15 protein-coding genes and 2 pseudogenes are annotated in these 16339 nt (G+C 40.5%); 14 read left to right on the top strand and 3 right to left on the bottom strand.

The genetic code is table 11. From position 1 onward, the window contains the following. Position 1: 1 nt before the first annotated feature. Positions 2-820: a DUF2797 domain-containing protein gene (locus JCM15074_RS03980; RefSeq protein WP_025820030.1), complete on the bottom strand. Its 819-nt coding sequence runs from the start codon at positions 818-820 to the stop codon at positions 2-4. Positions 821-911: 91 nt separating this feature from the next. Further along, the gene (locus JCM15074_RS03985; protein WP_025820031.1) at positions 912-1403 is read right to left on the bottom strand and encodes a glycine cleavage system transcriptional repressor; all 492 of its coding nucleotides are present in this window, start codon (positions 1401-1403) and stop codon (positions 912-914) included. Positions 1404-1616: 213 nt separating this feature from the next. Between JCM15074_RS03985 and JCM15074_RS03990 the strand changes: the two genes are divergently transcribed. The 4 genes and pseudogenes from JCM15074_RS03990 (at position 1617) to phoU (ending at position 7161) form a co-directional block, all read left to right on the top strand. Continuing rightward, positions 1617-3872 (top strand): ABC transporter permease subunit, encoded by a 2256-nt coding sequence (locus tag JCM15074_RS03990; RefSeq protein WP_025820033.1) that lies wholly within the window; start codon positions 1617-1619, stop codon positions 3870-3872. Positions 3873-3932: 60 nt separating this feature from the next. Then, positions 3933-5593: pseudogene (gene pstA, locus JCM15074_RS20815) on the top strand (phosphate ABC transporter permease PstA). 25 nt (positions 5594-5618) lie between these two features. Beyond that, a complete protein-coding gene (pstB, locus tag JCM15074_RS04000; RefSeq protein ID WP_025820034.1) occupies positions 5619-6437 on the top strand; it encodes a phosphate ABC transporter ATP-binding protein PstB in 819 nt (272 codons plus the stop codon). 25 nt (positions 6438-6462) lie between these two features. Next, a complete protein-coding gene (gene phoU / locus JCM15074_RS04005; RefSeq protein ID WP_025820035.1) occupies positions 6463-7161 on the top strand; it encodes a phosphate signaling complex protein PhoU in 699 nt (232 codons plus the stop codon). A gap of 52 nt (positions 7162-7213) precedes the next feature. Here the strand turns inward: phoU and JCM15074_RS04010 are convergent, their stop codons facing one another. Continuing rightward, complete coding sequence (locus JCM15074_RS04010; protein WP_025820036.1) at positions 7214-8647, bottom strand: uracil-xanthine permease family protein; 1434 nt, start codon at positions 8645-8647, stop codon at positions 7214-7216. A gap of 366 nt (positions 8648-9013) precedes the next feature. Between JCM15074_RS04010 and JCM15074_RS04015 the strand changes: the two genes are divergently transcribed. The 10 genes and pseudogenes from JCM15074_RS04015 to JCM15074_RS20825 all read left to right on the top strand — a co-directional run bounded on the left by JCM15074_RS04015 (position 9014) and on the right by JCM15074_RS20825 (position 16311). After that, positions 9014-9697, top strand: a complete 684-nt coding sequence (locus tag JCM15074_RS04015; RefSeq protein WP_025820037.1) for a hypothetical protein — start codon at positions 9014-9016, stop codon at positions 9695-9697. Next, positions 9688-10071, top strand: a complete 384-nt coding sequence (locus tag JCM15074_RS04020) for a hypothetical protein (RefSeq protein ID WP_025820038.1) — start codon at positions 9688-9690, stop codon at positions 10069-10071. The genes JCM15074_RS04015 and JCM15074_RS04020 overlap by 10 nt, the downstream gene beginning before the upstream one ends. Positions 10072-10352: 281 nt before the next feature. After that, complete coding sequence (locus JCM15074_RS04025; protein WP_025820039.1) at positions 10353-11009, top strand: Qnr family pentapeptide repeat protein; 657 nt, start codon at positions 10353-10355, stop codon at positions 11007-11009. Positions 11010-11036: 27 nt separating this feature from the next. Continuing rightward, positions 11037-11255 carry a DUF7661 family protein gene (locus JCM15074_RS04030; RefSeq protein ID WP_025820040.1) on the top strand — a complete coding sequence of 73 codons (219 nt, stop codon included), beginning with the start codon at positions 11037-11039 and terminating at the stop codon, positions 11253-11255. Between the two features lie 30 nt (positions 11256-11285). Continuing rightward, positions 11286-11549, top strand: a complete 264-nt coding sequence (locus tag JCM15074_RS04035) for a hypothetical protein (protein ID WP_025820041.1) — start codon at positions 11286-11288, stop codon at positions 11547-11549. Positions 11550-11826: 277 nt separating this feature from the next. Then, on the top strand, positions 11827-12894 hold the full coding sequence (gene trpS / locus JCM15074_RS04040) for a tryptophan--tRNA ligase (RefSeq protein WP_025820042.1): 1068 nt from the start codon (positions 11827-11829) through the stop codon (positions 12892-12894). 63 nt (positions 12895-12957) lie between these two features. Next, positions 12958-13152, top strand: a complete 195-nt coding sequence (locus JCM15074_RS24520) for a lipocalin-like domain-containing protein (protein ID WP_199899771.1) — start codon at positions 12958-12960, stop codon at positions 13150-13152. Between the two features lie 76 nt (positions 13153-13228). After that, the gene (locus JCM15074_RS25215) at positions 13229-13351 is read left to right on the top strand and encodes a hypothetical protein (protein ID WP_267880166.1); all 123 of its coding nucleotides are present in this window, start codon (positions 13229-13231) and stop codon (positions 13349-13351) included. A gap of 84 nt (positions 13352-13435) precedes the next feature. Then, positions 13436-14023, top strand: a complete 588-nt coding sequence (locus JCM15074_RS04050) for a DUF502 domain-containing protein (protein WP_025820043.1) — start codon at positions 13436-13438, stop codon at positions 14021-14023. A gap of 315 nt (positions 14024-14338) precedes the next feature. Continuing rightward, positions 14339-16311 (top strand): annotated as a pseudogene (locus tag JCM15074_RS20825) (BCCT family transporter). Positions 16312-16339 lie beyond the last annotated feature (28 nt).

Genomic DNA, 16339 nt, shown 5'->3' on the forward strand with positions numbered 1-16339 from the left:
CCTATTCGCCTAAAGTCACTTCATAAGAGCCAAATTTACGAATATTGATAACGCCATTATCAAAGATTAAGTATTGTCCCTTAATACCCTGTAAAACGCCTTCAACTACAGGATCTTTATCGAAGTTATGCGATTTTACCTTGGTTGGGAATTGCGTCACCGGGAAATCAATTGATTGAATTTCACTGTCTAAACGCTCAATTTTATAGTCACCATATTGCATCGCTAATTGATGCAAAACAGGTTCAATCTGTGGAATTAATTCTGCAGCCCGTTGCTTTAAATCGATATCTGCACCATTGGCTTTTAGCATCGCTTGCCAATTGGTTTTATCAGCAATTAATTTGGCTAATTCAACTTCAATTAGACCTGATAGCTGACGGGTACTGACTTTGAAAATAAGTAAACCTTGAGTCGCACCTTGATCTATCCAGCGGGTAGGGATTTGAGTGTGGCGAGTAATACCAACTTTGATTCCTGAGGTATTTGATAGGTAAACATAATGGTCGACAAAACAGTTGCTTAATCCCCATTGTGGTTCGCGGCAAGTTCCTTGTTCATAATGGCAAGTTTCTGGCTTCATTATACACATGTCGCAGCTGGCCAGCTTTTTCATGCACACAAAGCAGTGACCTTGTGAATAACTCTTTTTAGTTTTTTTGCCGCAGCTACAACAGTAAATATTACCGGTATGGGTCAGCTTTAGGTTTTGGCCTAGATAAGGGGTGAGTTCAACTAAGTTGTCACCAATAGGAAGTTGGTATTGGACTTGGTTGTTGGCGTCCAAATGGCCACGCATTTTTTTTAATGTACCTTGCATGATGACTTTAAGCTGGTGATTTTGTTTAAGTCTACCAGCTTAAATATCAAAATTACGAACGGTTTTATCGATTGTTATAGTATAAAGCTGACTAGTCCAGATCGATTTGCACATCGTTACCTAGTTTATACAGGGCTTCAATGATGGTATCGGTCTGTACTTCAGCGCCAATATTGACACAGATGTCCGCTTTAAATAGTGCGGTACCACTATGACTGGCTGATTCATAGGTGGTACTGAGTTTCTCTATATTATGACCTAAACTATTAATGACATTAGCGACATCTTTGACTAACCCTAAGCGATCATTGGCAACAAGGGTAAAACTAAAGGTTTGTTGTTTTTGAGTCGCGGCAACGGCTTGGTAAGTTAAACTAATGCCTTCAATACATTCGATGTTTTCAAGTAATGTATCCCAGTTTGCTTTAGGCACTTCGAGCAAGATAATCGCAGCAAAAATACCATCCATATGGTGTAGTTCTGAGTTGAGCCAGTTACCATGATGATGGTTGATTGCATGCGCGATTTGTTCGACTAATCCTTTTCTGTCGGTGACTTGTAAAGTCAGCAAGTATCGTTGCATCGATAGACTCCTTATCTTTGTGCTGTGTGTAACATTAATGTCATGTTTACGTCATATAATAGCGCGTAATCATAATTATGGGTCCAATATAGGCTAAGGGTATCAGCTCTTATTGATACTGAAATTCTGCAAACGACTTAAGTATACATATACTAGCCCAGTTTTTGAGCACCCTTATCTAATAATTTTTTGTTCAACTATTCGAGGCTGTCAATGGAACATCAAGCTGATCATTTGCATCGACAGCTGCCACCATTTTTAGTGGCAAAAAGTAATCGTCGGCGGATGATCGAAAAGTTAACCCAAGTCGGTGTGACGCTGGGTGGCGTGCTGGTGTTTGTCGCTTTATTGATGATTTTTCTCTATTTACTCTATGTGGTAAAGCCTATTTTTGATGATGCAAGCGTAAAACCTATTACTGAAATAAGTTTGCAAGCGTCTGCAGAGGCGCCATTAATGCTAGGTTTTGATGAGCAGAATCAGATTGTTTATCGGGTCAGTACTACAGGCGCCGTTTCATTTTATGATGTGGTGAGTCACCATTTAATCAGTGATATTCAAATTCCACTCGCAACGGGCGTTAAAGTCGTTTCAAGTAGCCTCGCCAGTGCCAGTGAGCAACTGTATGCTTTGGGGCTGAGTAATGGCGAGGTGTTAATTGCGGCGATTAAATTTTCGGTAAGTTATCCCAATAACCAACGCCAAATCACGCCTGTTGTTGATTTTCCATTAGCTGCGAAGAAGTTAGTATTAGCCCATGATGTAGCAGATCTTTCAGGTTTAGTTTTTGGTTATAACCCACAGCAAGTGTCACTGGTTTATCAACTCGGCAATGACCAATGGCAATTAACTCGTTTTAACCGTGAGGCGAATATCACCACGGATACGGCTGCATGGACACGTGTACAAACACCTATTGCTCATGCGCCTAAGTTTGTGACGCAGCAGCTTATGACACCCGATCAAAGACAACTGTTGCTGCAAAGTGGTGATAACCTGTTTGTTTATGATATTCAACATGTTAATGCGATTAGATTACTTCAAGTTATTGATATAAAACGCGATGAAGATAAAGTATCAATGGTATCTTTATTAGCTGGTGCCAGTTCAGTATTGGTGACTTATCAGTCAGGAGAGGTAAGGCAGTATTTTCAAGTGAGTAGTGAACATGGCCGTATGTACCAGTTTATCCGTCATTTTGATAATACCGCTCATGTAGCCACGCTTGCCACTGAGTTTTATCGTAAAACCTTTGCAACCATTAGCCCGCAAGGATTGTTGGGGCTTTGGTATACCACCAGTAACAGTCAGTTATTAAATCAACAATTAGCGTTGACTCATCCACAGGCGATGGCGTTTAGTCCTCGTTCTAATGCGTTAGTGATTGAAGCAAATAACAAATTACATCTTTATCAGGTCGAAAACTCACATCCAGAAGTGTCTTGGAGTGCGCTATGGCAGAAGGTTTGGTATGAAAGCTATCCTGAACCTCAATATGTGTGGCAGTCGACGTCTGCAACGGAAGATTTTGAAGCTAAGTTAAGTTTAACACCGCTAGTGTTTGGTACCATGAAAGCTGCGTTATATGCCATGTTATTTGCTACTCCGTTAGCAATAGCGGGTGCAATTTATACCGCTTACTTTATGTCGGCAAAATTACGCAATGTGGTTAAGCCAACCATTGAGATTATGGAAGCGTTGCCCACGGTTATTTTGGGATTTTTGGCAGGACTATGGTTAGCGCCGTTAGTTGAGGATAATCTGCCTGCTATTTTACTGTTACTGGTGTTGCTACCTGTTTCAATTCTCTGTTTCGCCTTTGCTTGGTTTAAGTTGCCATTAGCTGTAAAGCAAAAGGTGCCTGAATTAATGCAAGAGCTAATGTTAATACCGTTAGTGTTATTGGTGGGATGGCTCTCTTTTAAGGTCAGCCCATTAATTGAAACGTGGCTATTTGATGGCGATACACGTCAATTTATAACTCATGAACTGGGTTTTTCGTTTAATCAGCGCAATGCGCTTATTGTTGGTATCGCGATGGGTTTTGCGGTGATTCCAACTATTTTTTCGATTGCTGAGGACGCGATTTACTCGGTGCCCCGTCATTTATCTAATGGCTCATTAGCCTTGGGGGCAACGCAATGGCAAACCTTGACGCGAGTGGTATTGCTTACCGCCAGCCCGGGTATTTTTTCTGCAGTGATGATGGGCTTGGGCCGTGCCGTAGGTGAAACCATGATTGTGCTAATGGCAACAGGTAATACTGGCATTATGAAATGGAGCGCGTTTGAAGGAATGCGTACCTTAGCAGCTAATATTGCGGTTGAGATGCCAGAGTCTGCGATTGCCAGTTCTCATTATCGAGTGTTATTTTTAGCGGCATTTGTATTGTTTATTTTTACCTTTGTCTTTAATACGGTTGCAGAAGTCGTTAGACAGCGACTACGCGAACGCTATAGCGCTTTGTAAGTAGGCATTGCATGAATTATTTCCATTATCATCGACCGCTAATGCAAGGAACTTATCAGTATGGGTAAGTGGTTTAAGTCAGGTTCACCGTGGATCTGGATGACAAGCGGTGCGGTCAGTATCAGTCTTATTGCAGTGATTGGCTTATTGTTGTTAATTGCTTCGCGCGGCCTAAGCTATTTTTGGCCTGCCACTATTTATCAATGGAATATGGTTGATGATAATGGCAAACCCTATCAATTGATTGGCGAGATATATGATCAAGAAGCAGTGCCTGTTGAGCGTTTATTGCAAGCAGGAGTCCCTTTGCCAGCAGGGACTAAAGGATGGTGACTCGCTACTTGGTTAAAACGGGAAATCGCGAGCTAGTGGGACTCGACTTTAGGTGGATTTTAGCTACTAACATTCGTTCTCGGATAGAGCCTAAAGATATTGCCATTATTGAGCGCAGTAAAAATGGCTTCTTTTATGGATTCCCCGTTGCTGTGGTTGAAAATGGTCAGCGTTTGCCAACAACAGATAAACAGCAATTGGCACAACAATTAGCGGCCAATATTAGCCGCGTATCAACATTAGTCGATGAAGCTAAATCGTTGCAAAAACATGATATTGGTAATATTAATTATCAATTAGAGCAACTACGACTTGATGAACGAGCAGATAAGTTAAATGGCAGCTTAACTTCTGCTAAACAACACGCATATCTAGCGCAAACAGAAGCCTTGCAGCAAAGCTATAAAATATTAGAACAGGCATTGTTTGAGTTACGAGCCCAAGCCAGTCGTGACAGTATTGTGATGCTTGATATGAGTGGCAAAGAAGTGTCGCTTAAACTTAATACGGTATTGGATTTAACCTATCCCAATCAGCTCAACTGGTTGCAAAAATTAGCGCAGTGGGGCAGTGGCTTAGCTAAATTTGTGGTTGATGATCCCCGTGAAGCAAACACCGAAGGCGGCGTATTCCCTGCAATTTTCGGCACCGTATTTATGGTGATGCTAATGGCGGTAATTGTGATGCCTTTTGGTGTAGTGGCAGCGATTTATTTACATGAATATGCCAGCAAAGGGCCGATTACTAAGATTATTCGGATTGCAGTAATTAACTTAGCGGGTGTACCGTCAATTGTTTATGGCGTATTTGGCTTAGGCTTTTTTGTCTATATGGTGGGTGGCTCAATCGATAATTTATTCTACCCAGAAGCACTACCAACCCCGACCTTTGGCTCTCCTGGAGTACTTTGGTCAGCATTAACCTTGGCCATTTTAACCTTACCTGTGGTTATCGTTTCGACTGAAGAGGGCTTAAGCCGAATTCCAAGTTCGATTCGTCAAGGCAGTTTAGCGTTAGGGGCAACCAAGGCTGAAACGTTATGGCGTATAGTGTTACCGATGGCAAGTCCGGCAATAATGACTGGTTTAATTTTGGCAGTGGCTCGCGCAGCTGGCGAAGTTGCACCATTGATGCTGGTGGGCGTGGTTAAATTAGCGCCAACATTGCCTGTGGATCTTAATTTTCCATTTGTGCATTTAGAACGTAAATTTATGCACTTAGGCTTCCATATTTATGATGTGGGCTTTCAGAGTCCCAATGTTGAAGCGGCAAGACCTTTAGTTTATGCCACTTCATTTTTATTGGTCACAGTAATTGTGGCACTTAATTTAACGGCAATCGGTATTCGTAATCACTTACGTGAGAAATACCGAGCATTAGAATCTTAATTGATCTAGCTGACAGGATATAACGATGATCGCAATTGATCCCAGTGTCATTGGTGCTAAAAATACTGATTTAGCTGATTTGACGACGCAACAAACAGCATTGGAGATCCGCCACCTTAATTTGCATTATGGTGATAAACAAACCTTGTTTGATGTGTCGATGAAAATCCCTAAAAATCAAGTGACGGCATTTATTGGCCCCAGTGGTTGTGGTAAGTCGACTTTATTGCGTTGCATTAACCGTATGAATGATTTGGTGGATGACTGTAACATTGACGGTGAAGTGTTACTGCATGGGCATAATATTTATCAAAAACAAGTTGATGTTGCTGCGCTGAGACGCACGGTTGGGATGGTATTTCAGCGGCCTAATCCATTTCCTAAATCTATTTATGAGAATGTGGTTTATGGCCTGCGCCTGCAAGGGATAAATAATCGCCGAGAGTTAAATGATGCCGCAGAGCGTTCATTACGAGAAGCCGCCTTGTGGAATGAGGTGAAAGATAGATTGCACGACAGTGCTTTAGGATTATCAGGTGGTCAGCAGCAACGTCTAGTGATTGCCAGAGCAATAGCGATTGAACCTGAAGTTTTATTGCTTGATGAACCCACGTCAGCACTTGATCCTATCTCTACATTGATTATTGAAGAGCTAATTACCGAATTAAAACAGCATTTTACTGTGGTGATTGTGACCCATAATATGCAACAAGCTGCACGAGTATCAGATCAAACTGCATTTATGTATATGGGGCAGTTAATTGAATATGCTGATACCGATACCCTATTTACTATGCCAGCAAAACGTCAAACAGAAGATTATATTACAGGCCGATATGGCTAATTTGACGTGGTAAGGACCGATAAAGATGAACCACAATAGACACATTTCAGGCCAGTTTAATGCTGAGTTAGAAGATATTCGCCATCGCGTGATGCATATGGGCGGATTAGTTGAACGCCAACTTGAATTAGCACTGGATGCGCTAGGCTCGTTAGATACTGAAATTGCTCAGCAAGTGATTGATGGTGATCGCAGTGTCAATATGCTCGAAGTTTCGATTGATGAAGAGTGCACCCGCATTATTGCAAAACGTCAGCCAGCGGCCAGTGATCTGCGTTTAATTTTGGCTATCTCTAAAATCGTGTCAGATTTAGAACGCATTGGTGATGCCTGTGTGCGCATTGCGAAGTCTGCACTTGATAAGAAATTAAATAATCAGCAGCCATTATTAGTCAGCATTGAAACCTTAGGTCGCCAAGCAACCAAAACCTTACATGCAACCTTAGATGCCTTAGCGCGTATGGATGCTGAATCGGCATTAATGCTGCATAAATCCGATGCTAAATTAGATAAAGAATATGAAGGTATTATCAGACAATTGATGACCTATATGATGGAAGATCCACGTTCAATTCCAGCGGTGCTCGATGTGATTTGGGCGGCGCGAGCGGTGGAGCGAGTGGGTGATCATTGCAAGAATATTTGCGAATACATTATCTACTTTGTGAAAGGTAAAGATGTGCGCCATCGCTCTTATGAAGATATGGAACGTGGTTTACAATAATCATCAACAAAAAAGCCGCATAATGCGGCTTTTTGTTGGATGTGAATTGGTATTATTTAAGCTCTGATGTTTCCGCATTAAGCGTCGCTTTTTCGGCTGCGTACTCATCAATAATGGCTGATTCGTCAGGCAAAATAATATTCAGTAGAATTGCCGTTAAACCGCCCGCTGCCATACCTGATGATAAGATGCTCTTAATAATATCAGGCATAAATTGCAAAATTTCAGGTTTTTGCGCAATACCAAGTCCCATCGAGAAAGATAACGCCATAATTAAAATTGCGCGTCTATCGAGTTTACAGCGAGAGATAATACGAATACCTGATGCGGCAATGGTACCGAACATCACCAGTGTGGCACCGCCCAATACAGGTTCCGGTATTAATTGCACTAATCCTGCCACTTGCGGAAATAAGCCCAATAACACCAACATACCCGCCACAAAATAACCAATGTAACGGCTCGCGACGCCCGTCAGTTGAATAATGCCATTGTTTTGGCTAAAGGTAGAATTAGGGAAGCTGTTAAATAGTGCCGCGAGTCCTGAGTTAATGCCGTCAGCTAATACGCCACCTTTAATGCGTTTCATATAAACTGGGCCAGCAACAGGTTGTTCTGAGGTTTCAGAGGTCGCAGTAATATCACCAATGGCTTCTAGTGAAGTAATAGCAAATACGATAATCAGTGGGATAAGCAATCCCCAATCAAAACCAATGCCGTATTGCATTGGCATTGGCAGTGCAATTAATGGTACTGATTCATCCGTTGCCGCTGGTGTAGGTAATAAGCCCATAAAGGCGGCCAGTAATGTGCCCGCAGCCATCGCGATAACGATTGATGATACTCGTAAATAGGGATTTTTAACTCGGTTAAGCAGCACGATTAACCCTAAGACTGTACCTGCTAAAGCCAAATTATCTAAGCTACCAAAACTGCCATCTTTAATGGCGCTATAACCACCACCAATCGAAGTTAAACCGATTTGGATTAAGGTTAAGCCAATTAACGTCACCACAATACCTGATACGAGTGGGGTAATGATCTTTTTCACATACGGCAAGATACGTGAAATAAACACTTCAGTGAGCGCGGCCACTAAAATGGTACCAAAGATGGCTGACATCATAGTGGGTACATCGGCGCCGCCGGCTTTTAATGCTAAACCTGCGCCGATAATCGGGCCAACAAAGTTAAAACTAGTGCCTTGAATCGACAGTAAGCCTGAGCCAACTGGGCCAAAGGTTTTAATTTGAATAAATGAGGCAATACCTGAACACAATAGTGACATGCTGACAATGGTATTGGTTTCTTGGGCCGAGAGTCCGAGTGCATGACAGATAATTAAAGAGGGCGTGATAACGGCAATAAACATAGCAAGTAGATGTTGGCTAGCGGCAAATAGAGTTTGCGGCAGCGGCGGCTTATCATCTAGGCGATAGATAAGATCAGAATTACGGGCTTGCGCCTTATTGCTATAACCAGTCATGGCCAATTTCCTTTGAATAATCGTATTGCATGCTCCGCTGAATGGGGAACATGACTTGTATATCGTGCTGATATAGAGAGGGTAATTGGGCGGGCATTGTAGTGGGCTTGAGTTAAATAGCAATTGTTGGATTTGTGTTAATTGTTTTTGGTTACATAATGTAATTTATAAAACGCTAGCAATCTTGATTATGCGAGTGATAAATGCTGAAGATAACTCATACCTTAGCGTTACAGTAGTTATGACGACTGAGTTTGTTTTAATTATACAATTCAATTTATTGAAACTTATCTAGTTACGGTTTTATCTCTGACATTAGATGCGTTATTGTTATTAATGTAAGCCAATTGTGAGGAATAGTTGCCTATGCCCGAAATCAGTTATAAACAATATACATTAGCAGAGTTATTTGAAGCTAAAGCGGGGATAGACGCACAGACATATCCAGAAAATTATCAACTGCTTATAACTGAAATCGATTTACGGCAACAACAATCAACTGAAGACGTTTCACCTACTTGTTCTGAGTATCAATTGACCACAATCAGCCGCCGTATACTTATTTTATTAACGTTAGGTGGGAGTTTTGCAGGGCTCACTATCTCGGTAGGGCAGTTATGGCATATCTCGGGGTTACTGAGTTTGATCCTGTTGTTGATGTTTATTGGTTTATACGGTTATGGCTGTTATATCGCTCTTAAATTGTCGGAGCAGGTGACGTTTTATAATTTAAGAGAATTGGCTTACTTTTGGGGACTACAAATCCCCATCGTAATGTCACCAGTGGTGGGTTATCAATTTGCGAGCGGCATTTTTGCCAATATTTGGTATCAAGTGGGTGATGGCTTTAACTGGTATGTTTCAATTGGCAGTGCATTTAAATACAGCGTATTACAGTTTTCTGAAAGCTGGGTTATCGGTGTCAATTTTGCCGCCATTATTATCACCAGTTATATAAGTTGGCAAATCTATATTAACCAACAGCGATTACAACAAGTTAATGATGAAACGAATAATAAAACCATGGACAAGGATCAGTTATGCGATTAATAAAAGTAGCAGCATCATTGCAACGACTTTTTGATGATTATCAGCAAGCATTTTTATCATTGTCAGCTGATGCAATATGCAATTGTTATCAATTACCTTGTGTGATTACTGACGCCGATGGCCGTAACGAGTTTATTGAATATGAAGCATTACTCACTAAGTTCAATCAAAATTGCGGCAAGTTAGCGCAAATGGAGTTGCAATCAGTATCATTTAGGTTTGTCAGTATTGCCCCAATTAATGAACAGCAATTTCAAGTTAAATTAGTTTGGCAATTGGTGTTAGCGGATAAGCAATTGGATGTCATGTTTGATTATCTGTGTTTGCAAGATGACCAAGAGTGGCGAATTAACACCGCGTCTGTTTGTGGTTAGTTTTGGTAGCCGCAAAATTTAAAATATTTCATTGCCAATTTAATCGGGCTGGCTAGGCTTACTTTTGTATCTTTATGCTTGCACAGACCAAATTAAGATGAGTTAAATTATTTTTTGGATATGCGCGGTTATCTTTTCAATTTAAATGGCGCTAAGCTTCGATTTAGCCCTTTAAATGCATAAAATGACATATTTTAACTTGTTGATTTATAAGGTTTTTAATTTCTTTGGATATTGTCGTAACAGTGATACTCTGCCGCCATTAACTGAGGAGATAACTTGTGATTATTACTGATAAAACCTTTTACCAACAACGGTTTACTACAAAAGAACTGGCTGAAAAACAATTCCTTCGTTGTCATTTTTATCAATGTGATTTTAGTCGTTTGGATCTAACCGATACCAGTTTTGTGGCATGTAGATTTATTGAGTCAGGTTCAGAGCAAGGCTGTAATTTTAATTATGCAGATCTACATGATGCTAGTTTCAAACAGTGCCAAATAGCTTTGGCGAGTTTTGTGGGGGCAGATTGTTTTGGTATTGAATTTCGTGAATGTGATTTAAAAGGGGCGAACTTTAGTAAGGCACGTTTTGCTAATCAGATCAGCCGTAATAGCTATTTTTGCAGTGCATATATTACGGGGTGTAATTTGTCTTACGCCAACTTTGAATATCAATGTATTGAAAAATGTGATCTGTTTGAAAATCGCTGGTTAGGGACCAATTTACATGGTGCCTCATTTGCCGGTTCAGATTTAAGCCGAGGAGAATTCTCCGAAACCAGTTGGTCGCAATTTAATCTGCAAGGGTGTGACTTAACCAACACCGATTTAACCGGCCTAGATGTAAGACGCGTCAATTTAACCGGCGTTAAAATTTGTGATTGGCAACAACAGCAACTCCTTGAACAGGTTGGGTTAGTGGTGCTGCCTACTTAAATGTGTATAAATTATGCTGGAGGTTGAATGATTAAGTTTGATGTTTTTGGAGACTTGATGTTAATTGATCGCCAGCAAGGGCAATGGTTACTTTTTAAAAGTTCAGGGACTGGTCTTCGAGTGAGGATATACGACGTAGTGATCCCCAAGCATCTTAATGAATCAGAACTGGCTCAATATTTAGATGATATTTTTCATGAACGCGCTAGCGCCCAGTATCCACAAGTTATAAAACTCAATAATTAAAGTTCACTAGAGTAGCCGTGAGGAACAAGCATGATCCCAATAAAAATTTTGGTGCTTATCTGTTTAATGCAGATTCTACTTAAAACCCAGCGGCCAGGTTTATGTGCGGGCATTTATGCCACAATTGTGTTTATCTTTGGCTTGATCCTTGGGGTTGGTTTTGTCGGGGTCATGATTAATACCGCTATTTCTGGCGTATTTGCGTTTATCTATTTTTGGTTGTTGGATCGTTTCAGAGATACTTTTCTGTTTTGGTTAATATTTATCGCTGGATTATTGCTTGGGTTCATTTAACAGTAATCAGGTTAAATGCGTTTGATGATAATTTTATTGTGCAACTATACCTTAGTATTTATACAAGATTAATTTAGCTTAATAATGATTGTCGTCAAATGCTTATGGTGCTAATTTGACGAAATGAACACTGATATTTCACTGCAATTTACACATCTTACTTGGTGGCGTTCTTTTTAAAGAGCGGCGCTGAATCACATCTATTATTCAAAGCCGTCGGTTGACCGCTATTGAATAATTCAATTTATGTCACCGATGGTATTAAGGGGACATAAACATGAACAATCAATCAACTCTTTTAGATACAAAAGCATTAGCAACAACTACAGCTGTAACTAAAGCATCAAGCAAAGCAAAAGTATTAACTGGCGACCGTGCTACAGGTCAACTGCATTTAGGTCATTATGTGGGGTCATTGCAGCAACGATTAATCTTACAAGAACAATATGAACAAACCATTTTAGTGGCAGATCTACAAGGTTTGACTGATAACGGTCACAACCCACACAAGGTGTCAGATAATATTTTAAATGTGGTCGCTGACTATTTAGCGGTAGGTATTGATCCCACTAAAACCACTATCTGTTTGCAGTCGGCCATTCCGGCATTATCTGAATTAACTATGTATTATGCTAACTTAGTGTCTGTTGCGCGTTTAATGCGAAACCCTACGGTTAAATCTGAAATTGCCAGTAAAGCATTTGGCCAATCTATCCCAACCGGTTTTTTAACTTACCCAATTAGTCAGGCTGCTGATATTACGGCTTTTAAAGCCACATTGGTGCCAGTGGGGGATGATCAATTACCTATGATTGAGCAAACCAATGAGATCGTGCGTAAATTAAACCATATTGCTGGGCAGCAGATTTTAGTTGAGTGTCAGCCATTGCTTAGTAAGGTTTCGCGCTTACCTAGTTGTGACGGTAAAAATAAGATGTCTAAGTCGATGGGTAATTGTATTTTATTAGATGCCAGTGCCAAGCAGATTACTACTGCGGTTAAGTCAATGTATACCGATGCGAACCATTTAAAAGTTGAACAACCGGGGCAAGTCGCTGGCAATGTGGTATTTACCTATTTAGATGCATTTTATCCCGATGCTGATTATGTCGCTCAGTTAAAAGCGCATTATCAACAAGGGGGGTTAGGGGATGGTGCATTAAAGAAGATATTAGAAGAGTGTTTACAGCAACTCATTGCACCTATTCGAGAGCGTCGCGCTATGTACATTAATGATAAAGCACAATTGATTGAGATTTTAAAAGCAGGCACCGAGCACGCTCAAGCTGAAACGGATCAGGTATTACAGCAGGTAAAATCAGCTTTTGGTTTGAATCTGTTTTAATGGCTAGTCATTTAAGTTGATTGAGTTAAGTTGGTATAACATTTCATAGTGAAAAGGGACGTTATGCAATTAACTCAAACAAGCTTAATTGGAGTATGGCAACTACAACAATTTATTATTGAGCGAGAGTCTGGCGAACAGTTTATTTGGCCTGGCAAGCAAAATGGCACATTAATTTATACCGATAGTGGCTATGTGAGTGTTGCACAAAATCGCCAGCCGCTCACCAATCCTAGCGCTGAAGACCAATTACGTTGAGTCTAATTTTTATACGGCTATTTATGAACTTGATAGTGCGAATTCACAAGTATTTCACACAGTATTGCAATCCAGTGTGAAAGATATTATTGGTCAGCGGATGCAACGTGATGTGCGTTTATTAGCCGATGGGCGGTTATGGCTTTCAGGTATAGGCTTAAAAGAGCGAGTCAGTCTGATTTGGTTAAAAATAGACTAAAGCGATTTTATTTTAGTGAGCTAAATTAGAGATTAGACCACTTGGCGTGTATGATAGCGCATCGATTTTTAAGTTGTAGTTGTAATGAAGAAAACATTAGTACGTGGTTTATTTAACCTATTGCCAATGGCGATCAGTTTGTGGCTGTTTTGGTCTCTGTTTGTTTCCCTCGATGGGTTAGGATTTTTTCTATTAAGTTTTGTCGGCATTAATAAGCATTTTATTGGTGAAGGTTTCTTATTAGTTTGCGTGATTGTATTTGTGGCAGGGCTACTGTTTTCTGCGAGTCCAATTATGTGGGTCTACACTTGGCTCGAAAAGCAGTTGATGCGTTTTCCATTATTCAAATCGGTCTATGGCAGTATTAAAGATATTGCCGCATTAATGAATCGTGACGGCAAGCCAAGTAATCAGCAAACGGTATTAATTAAGCAAGCTAATAACAGTTATGTCGTTGGTTTTATTATGACAGAACATCCGCCTAAACCGATTATGGATGCCTTGCCTGAAGGTGATTGGGTGCCTGTTTTATTCCAATTAAGTTATCAGATGGCTGGTGTTACAAGCTTAGTTAAACGTGAAGATTTAATTTTGGTAGACTGGTCATTTGAAGAGGCGATACGTTTTAATTTGACTGCAGGCATTAGTCAAACTCCCGCCACTAAGAGTTAGCACACTTTTCGTAAACGCTTGTTTTGTGTATAATGCTGCGCTTGTTCTTGCCAGTTGGAGTATGATAATTCCATATTTTGGTGAACATTTAGTATTAAATACTGCCTTAGTTAATCTTAGTTGGGGTGGTATGTGTGGATATACATTCCATTGCTTCTGCTATAGTTAGCAGGAGTAATTGAATTGGTATCAAGAAAGTTTAACTTTCTATCTCGTATTTTCGTGCATTCAATCTTGACGCTATTGCCGCTAACGACTTTTAGGTGTTAGTGACATGAGTCTTGGTTGGTGAGGTAGAATTTTTAGGGAGTATCAATGCGCTTTAAATCCAGTATTAATCCACCTGTTTTCTTCTCTTCTGTTTTTCTTATTGCTGCGATGGTGATTGTGTGTGCTATTTGGCCTGAACAATCTCAACATGTCTTCAAAACTGTACAAACTTGGTTTGAACGTAAAGCTGGCTGGCTCTATATTTTGGGCGTTGCTATCTTTTTAATTTTTATTGTGTTTGTCATGGTCAGTCGGTTTGGTGATATCAAATTAGGGCCTGATCATGCAGAGCCTGATTACAGCTACGTAAGCTGGATAGCCATGCTTTTTTCTGCGGGTATGGGCATCGGTTTGATGTTCTTTGGTGTCGCAGAACCCGTCATGCATTATCTAGCTCCGCCAGATGCAACGCCTGAATCGCTGCAAGCGGCTAAAGATGCAATGATGATTACCTTTTTCCATTGGGGACTTCATGCATGGGCTATTTATGCGGTGGTTGCGCTTTGTTTAGCGTATTTTTCATATCGACATAAATTACCGTTGCTACCGCGTAGTGCATTGTATCCGTTAATTGGTGATCGTATTTTTGGCCCAATTGGTCATGCGGTTGATACCTTTGCGGTACTGGGTACTATGTTTGGTGTGGCGACATCACTTGGTTTTGGCGTACTACAAGTTAACTCTGGTTTGAACTATCTGGTTGGATTACCTGTTTCAGCTATGGTGCAAGTTGGTTTAATTGTGGTGATTACTTTAATTGCTACAGCTTCTGTGTTTTCAGGTTTAGATAGTGGTGTTAAACGATTAAGTGAGCTTAATTTATTACTCGCTTTCTTACTGATGATGTTTGTATTGCTGATTGGCCCAACCGTTTCTCTGTTACAAGCGTTTGTGCAGAATACTGGTGCATACTTAAGTGACTTGGTTGGTAAAACCTTTAATCTTTATGCGTATCAGCAAAAAAATGATTGGATTGGTGGCTGGACGTTACTTTATTGGGCTGGTGGATCTCTTGGTCACCATTTGTCGGCACCTTTATTGCGCGTATTTCTCGTGGTCGTACTATCCGTGAATTTTTAATGGGTATTTTGTTTGTACCAACACTATTTACGTTCTTATGGATGACGGTATTTGGTAATACTGCAATTGATGCAATTATGCATCATGGTGCAACTTATTTAGCTGATGCGGTAAATTCTGATGTATCAATTGCGCTATTTAAGTTTTTTGAACATATGCCAATGGGCACATTTTTATCGACAATAGCTGTATGTTTGGTGGCGACATTCTTTGTGACTTCATCAGATTCAGGTTCATTGGTGATCGATAATCTGACATCGGGTGGTGATAACGATGCGCCAGTTTGGCAACGTATTTTTTGGGCATTAATGCAAGGTTTAGTGGCCTCTGTATTATTGTTAGCAGGTGGTCTGCAAGCGTTGCAAACGGCTGCAATTGCCAGTGCCTTGCCATTTTTAGTGGTGATGCTATTTATGTGCTTTGGTTTATTTAAAGCATTGCAAGATGATTGGCTAAAGATTAATAGTGTGCAGCAGCATAATACCAGTGTGCAGTATGCTAAAACCAATATGACTTGGGAAGATAGACTTGATGTATTGGTGTCGCGGCCGACTCATCAAGATGCGCAAACCTTTATTGATCATGTGGCAACGCCTGCATTATCAAGAGTATGCCAAGTGTTTATGGCAAAGGGCATTGTTGCTGACTTAGTCTACCTTGATGGTCGAGTCCGACTAGTGATTGCCAGTGATGAGCAAACTAGCTTTGCTTATGGTCTACGTATTCGAGCCTTTTCATTAAGCACTGATACTGAAGCAACTGACGAAACGGAAGAAGCTTATTACCGCGTAGAAGTGTTCTTAGAGCATGGCGGTCAGTATTATGATGTGATGGGGTATACCGAAGAGCAGATTATTGCAGATGTCGTGACTCAATATGAGCGTTACTTGCATTACTTACATCTTTCTTCAGCCGAGTACATTACCGAAGGTAATTAATCGCTAAACTGTGTACGAATAATGATTG

Source organism: Shewanella marina JCM 15074, from assembly GCF_000614975.1.
Classification (GTDB): Bacteria; Pseudomonadota; Gammaproteobacteria; order Enterobacterales; family Shewanellaceae; genus Shewanella; species Shewanella marina.

Coding starts and splice junctions, on each gene's coding strand:
- pstB (WP_025820034.1), top strand. CDS start 5,619: ATGATCGCAATTGATCCCAGTGTCATTGGTGCTAAAAATACTGATTTA.
- JCM15074_RS04020 (WP_025820038.1), top strand. CDS start 9,688: ATGCGATTAATAAAAGTAGCAGCATCATTGCAACGACTTTTTGATGAT.
- JCM15074_RS03985 (WP_025820031.1), bottom strand. CDS start 1,403: ATGCAACGATACTTGCTGACTTTACAAGTCACCGACAGAAAAGGATTA.
- trpS (WP_025820042.1), top strand. CDS start 11,827: ATGAACAATCAATCAACTCTTTTAGATACAAAAGCATTAGCAACAACT.
- JCM15074_RS24520 (WP_199899771.1), top strand. CDS start 12,958: ATGCAATTAACTCAAACAAGCTTAATTGGAGTATGGCAACTACAACAA.
- JCM15074_RS04015 (WP_025820037.1), top strand. CDS start 9,014: ATGCCCGAAATCAGTTATAAACAATATACATTAGCAGAGTTATTTGAA.
- JCM15074_RS03980 (WP_025820030.1), bottom strand. CDS start 820: ATGCAAGGTACATTAAAAAAAATGCGTGGCCATTTGGACGCCAACAAC.
- JCM15074_RS04010 (WP_025820036.1), bottom strand. CDS start 8,647: ATGACTGGTTATAGCAATAAGGCGCAAGCCCGTAATTCTGATCTTATC.
- JCM15074_RS04035 (WP_025820041.1), top strand. CDS start 11,286: ATGATCCCAATAAAAATTTTGGTGCTTATCTGTTTAATGCAGATTCTA.
- JCM15074_RS03990 (WP_025820033.1), top strand. CDS start 1,617: ATGGAACATCAAGCTGATCATTTGCATCGACAGCTGCCACCATTTTTA.
- phoU (WP_025820035.1), top strand. CDS start 6,463: ATGAACCACAATAGACACATTTCAGGCCAGTTTAATGCTGAGTTAGAA.
- JCM15074_RS04030 (WP_025820040.1), top strand. CDS start 11,037: ATGATTAAGTTTGATGTTTTTGGAGACTTGATGTTAATTGATCGCCAG.
- JCM15074_RS04050 (WP_025820043.1), top strand. CDS start 13,436: ATGAAGAAAACATTAGTACGTGGTTTATTTAACCTATTGCCAATGGCG.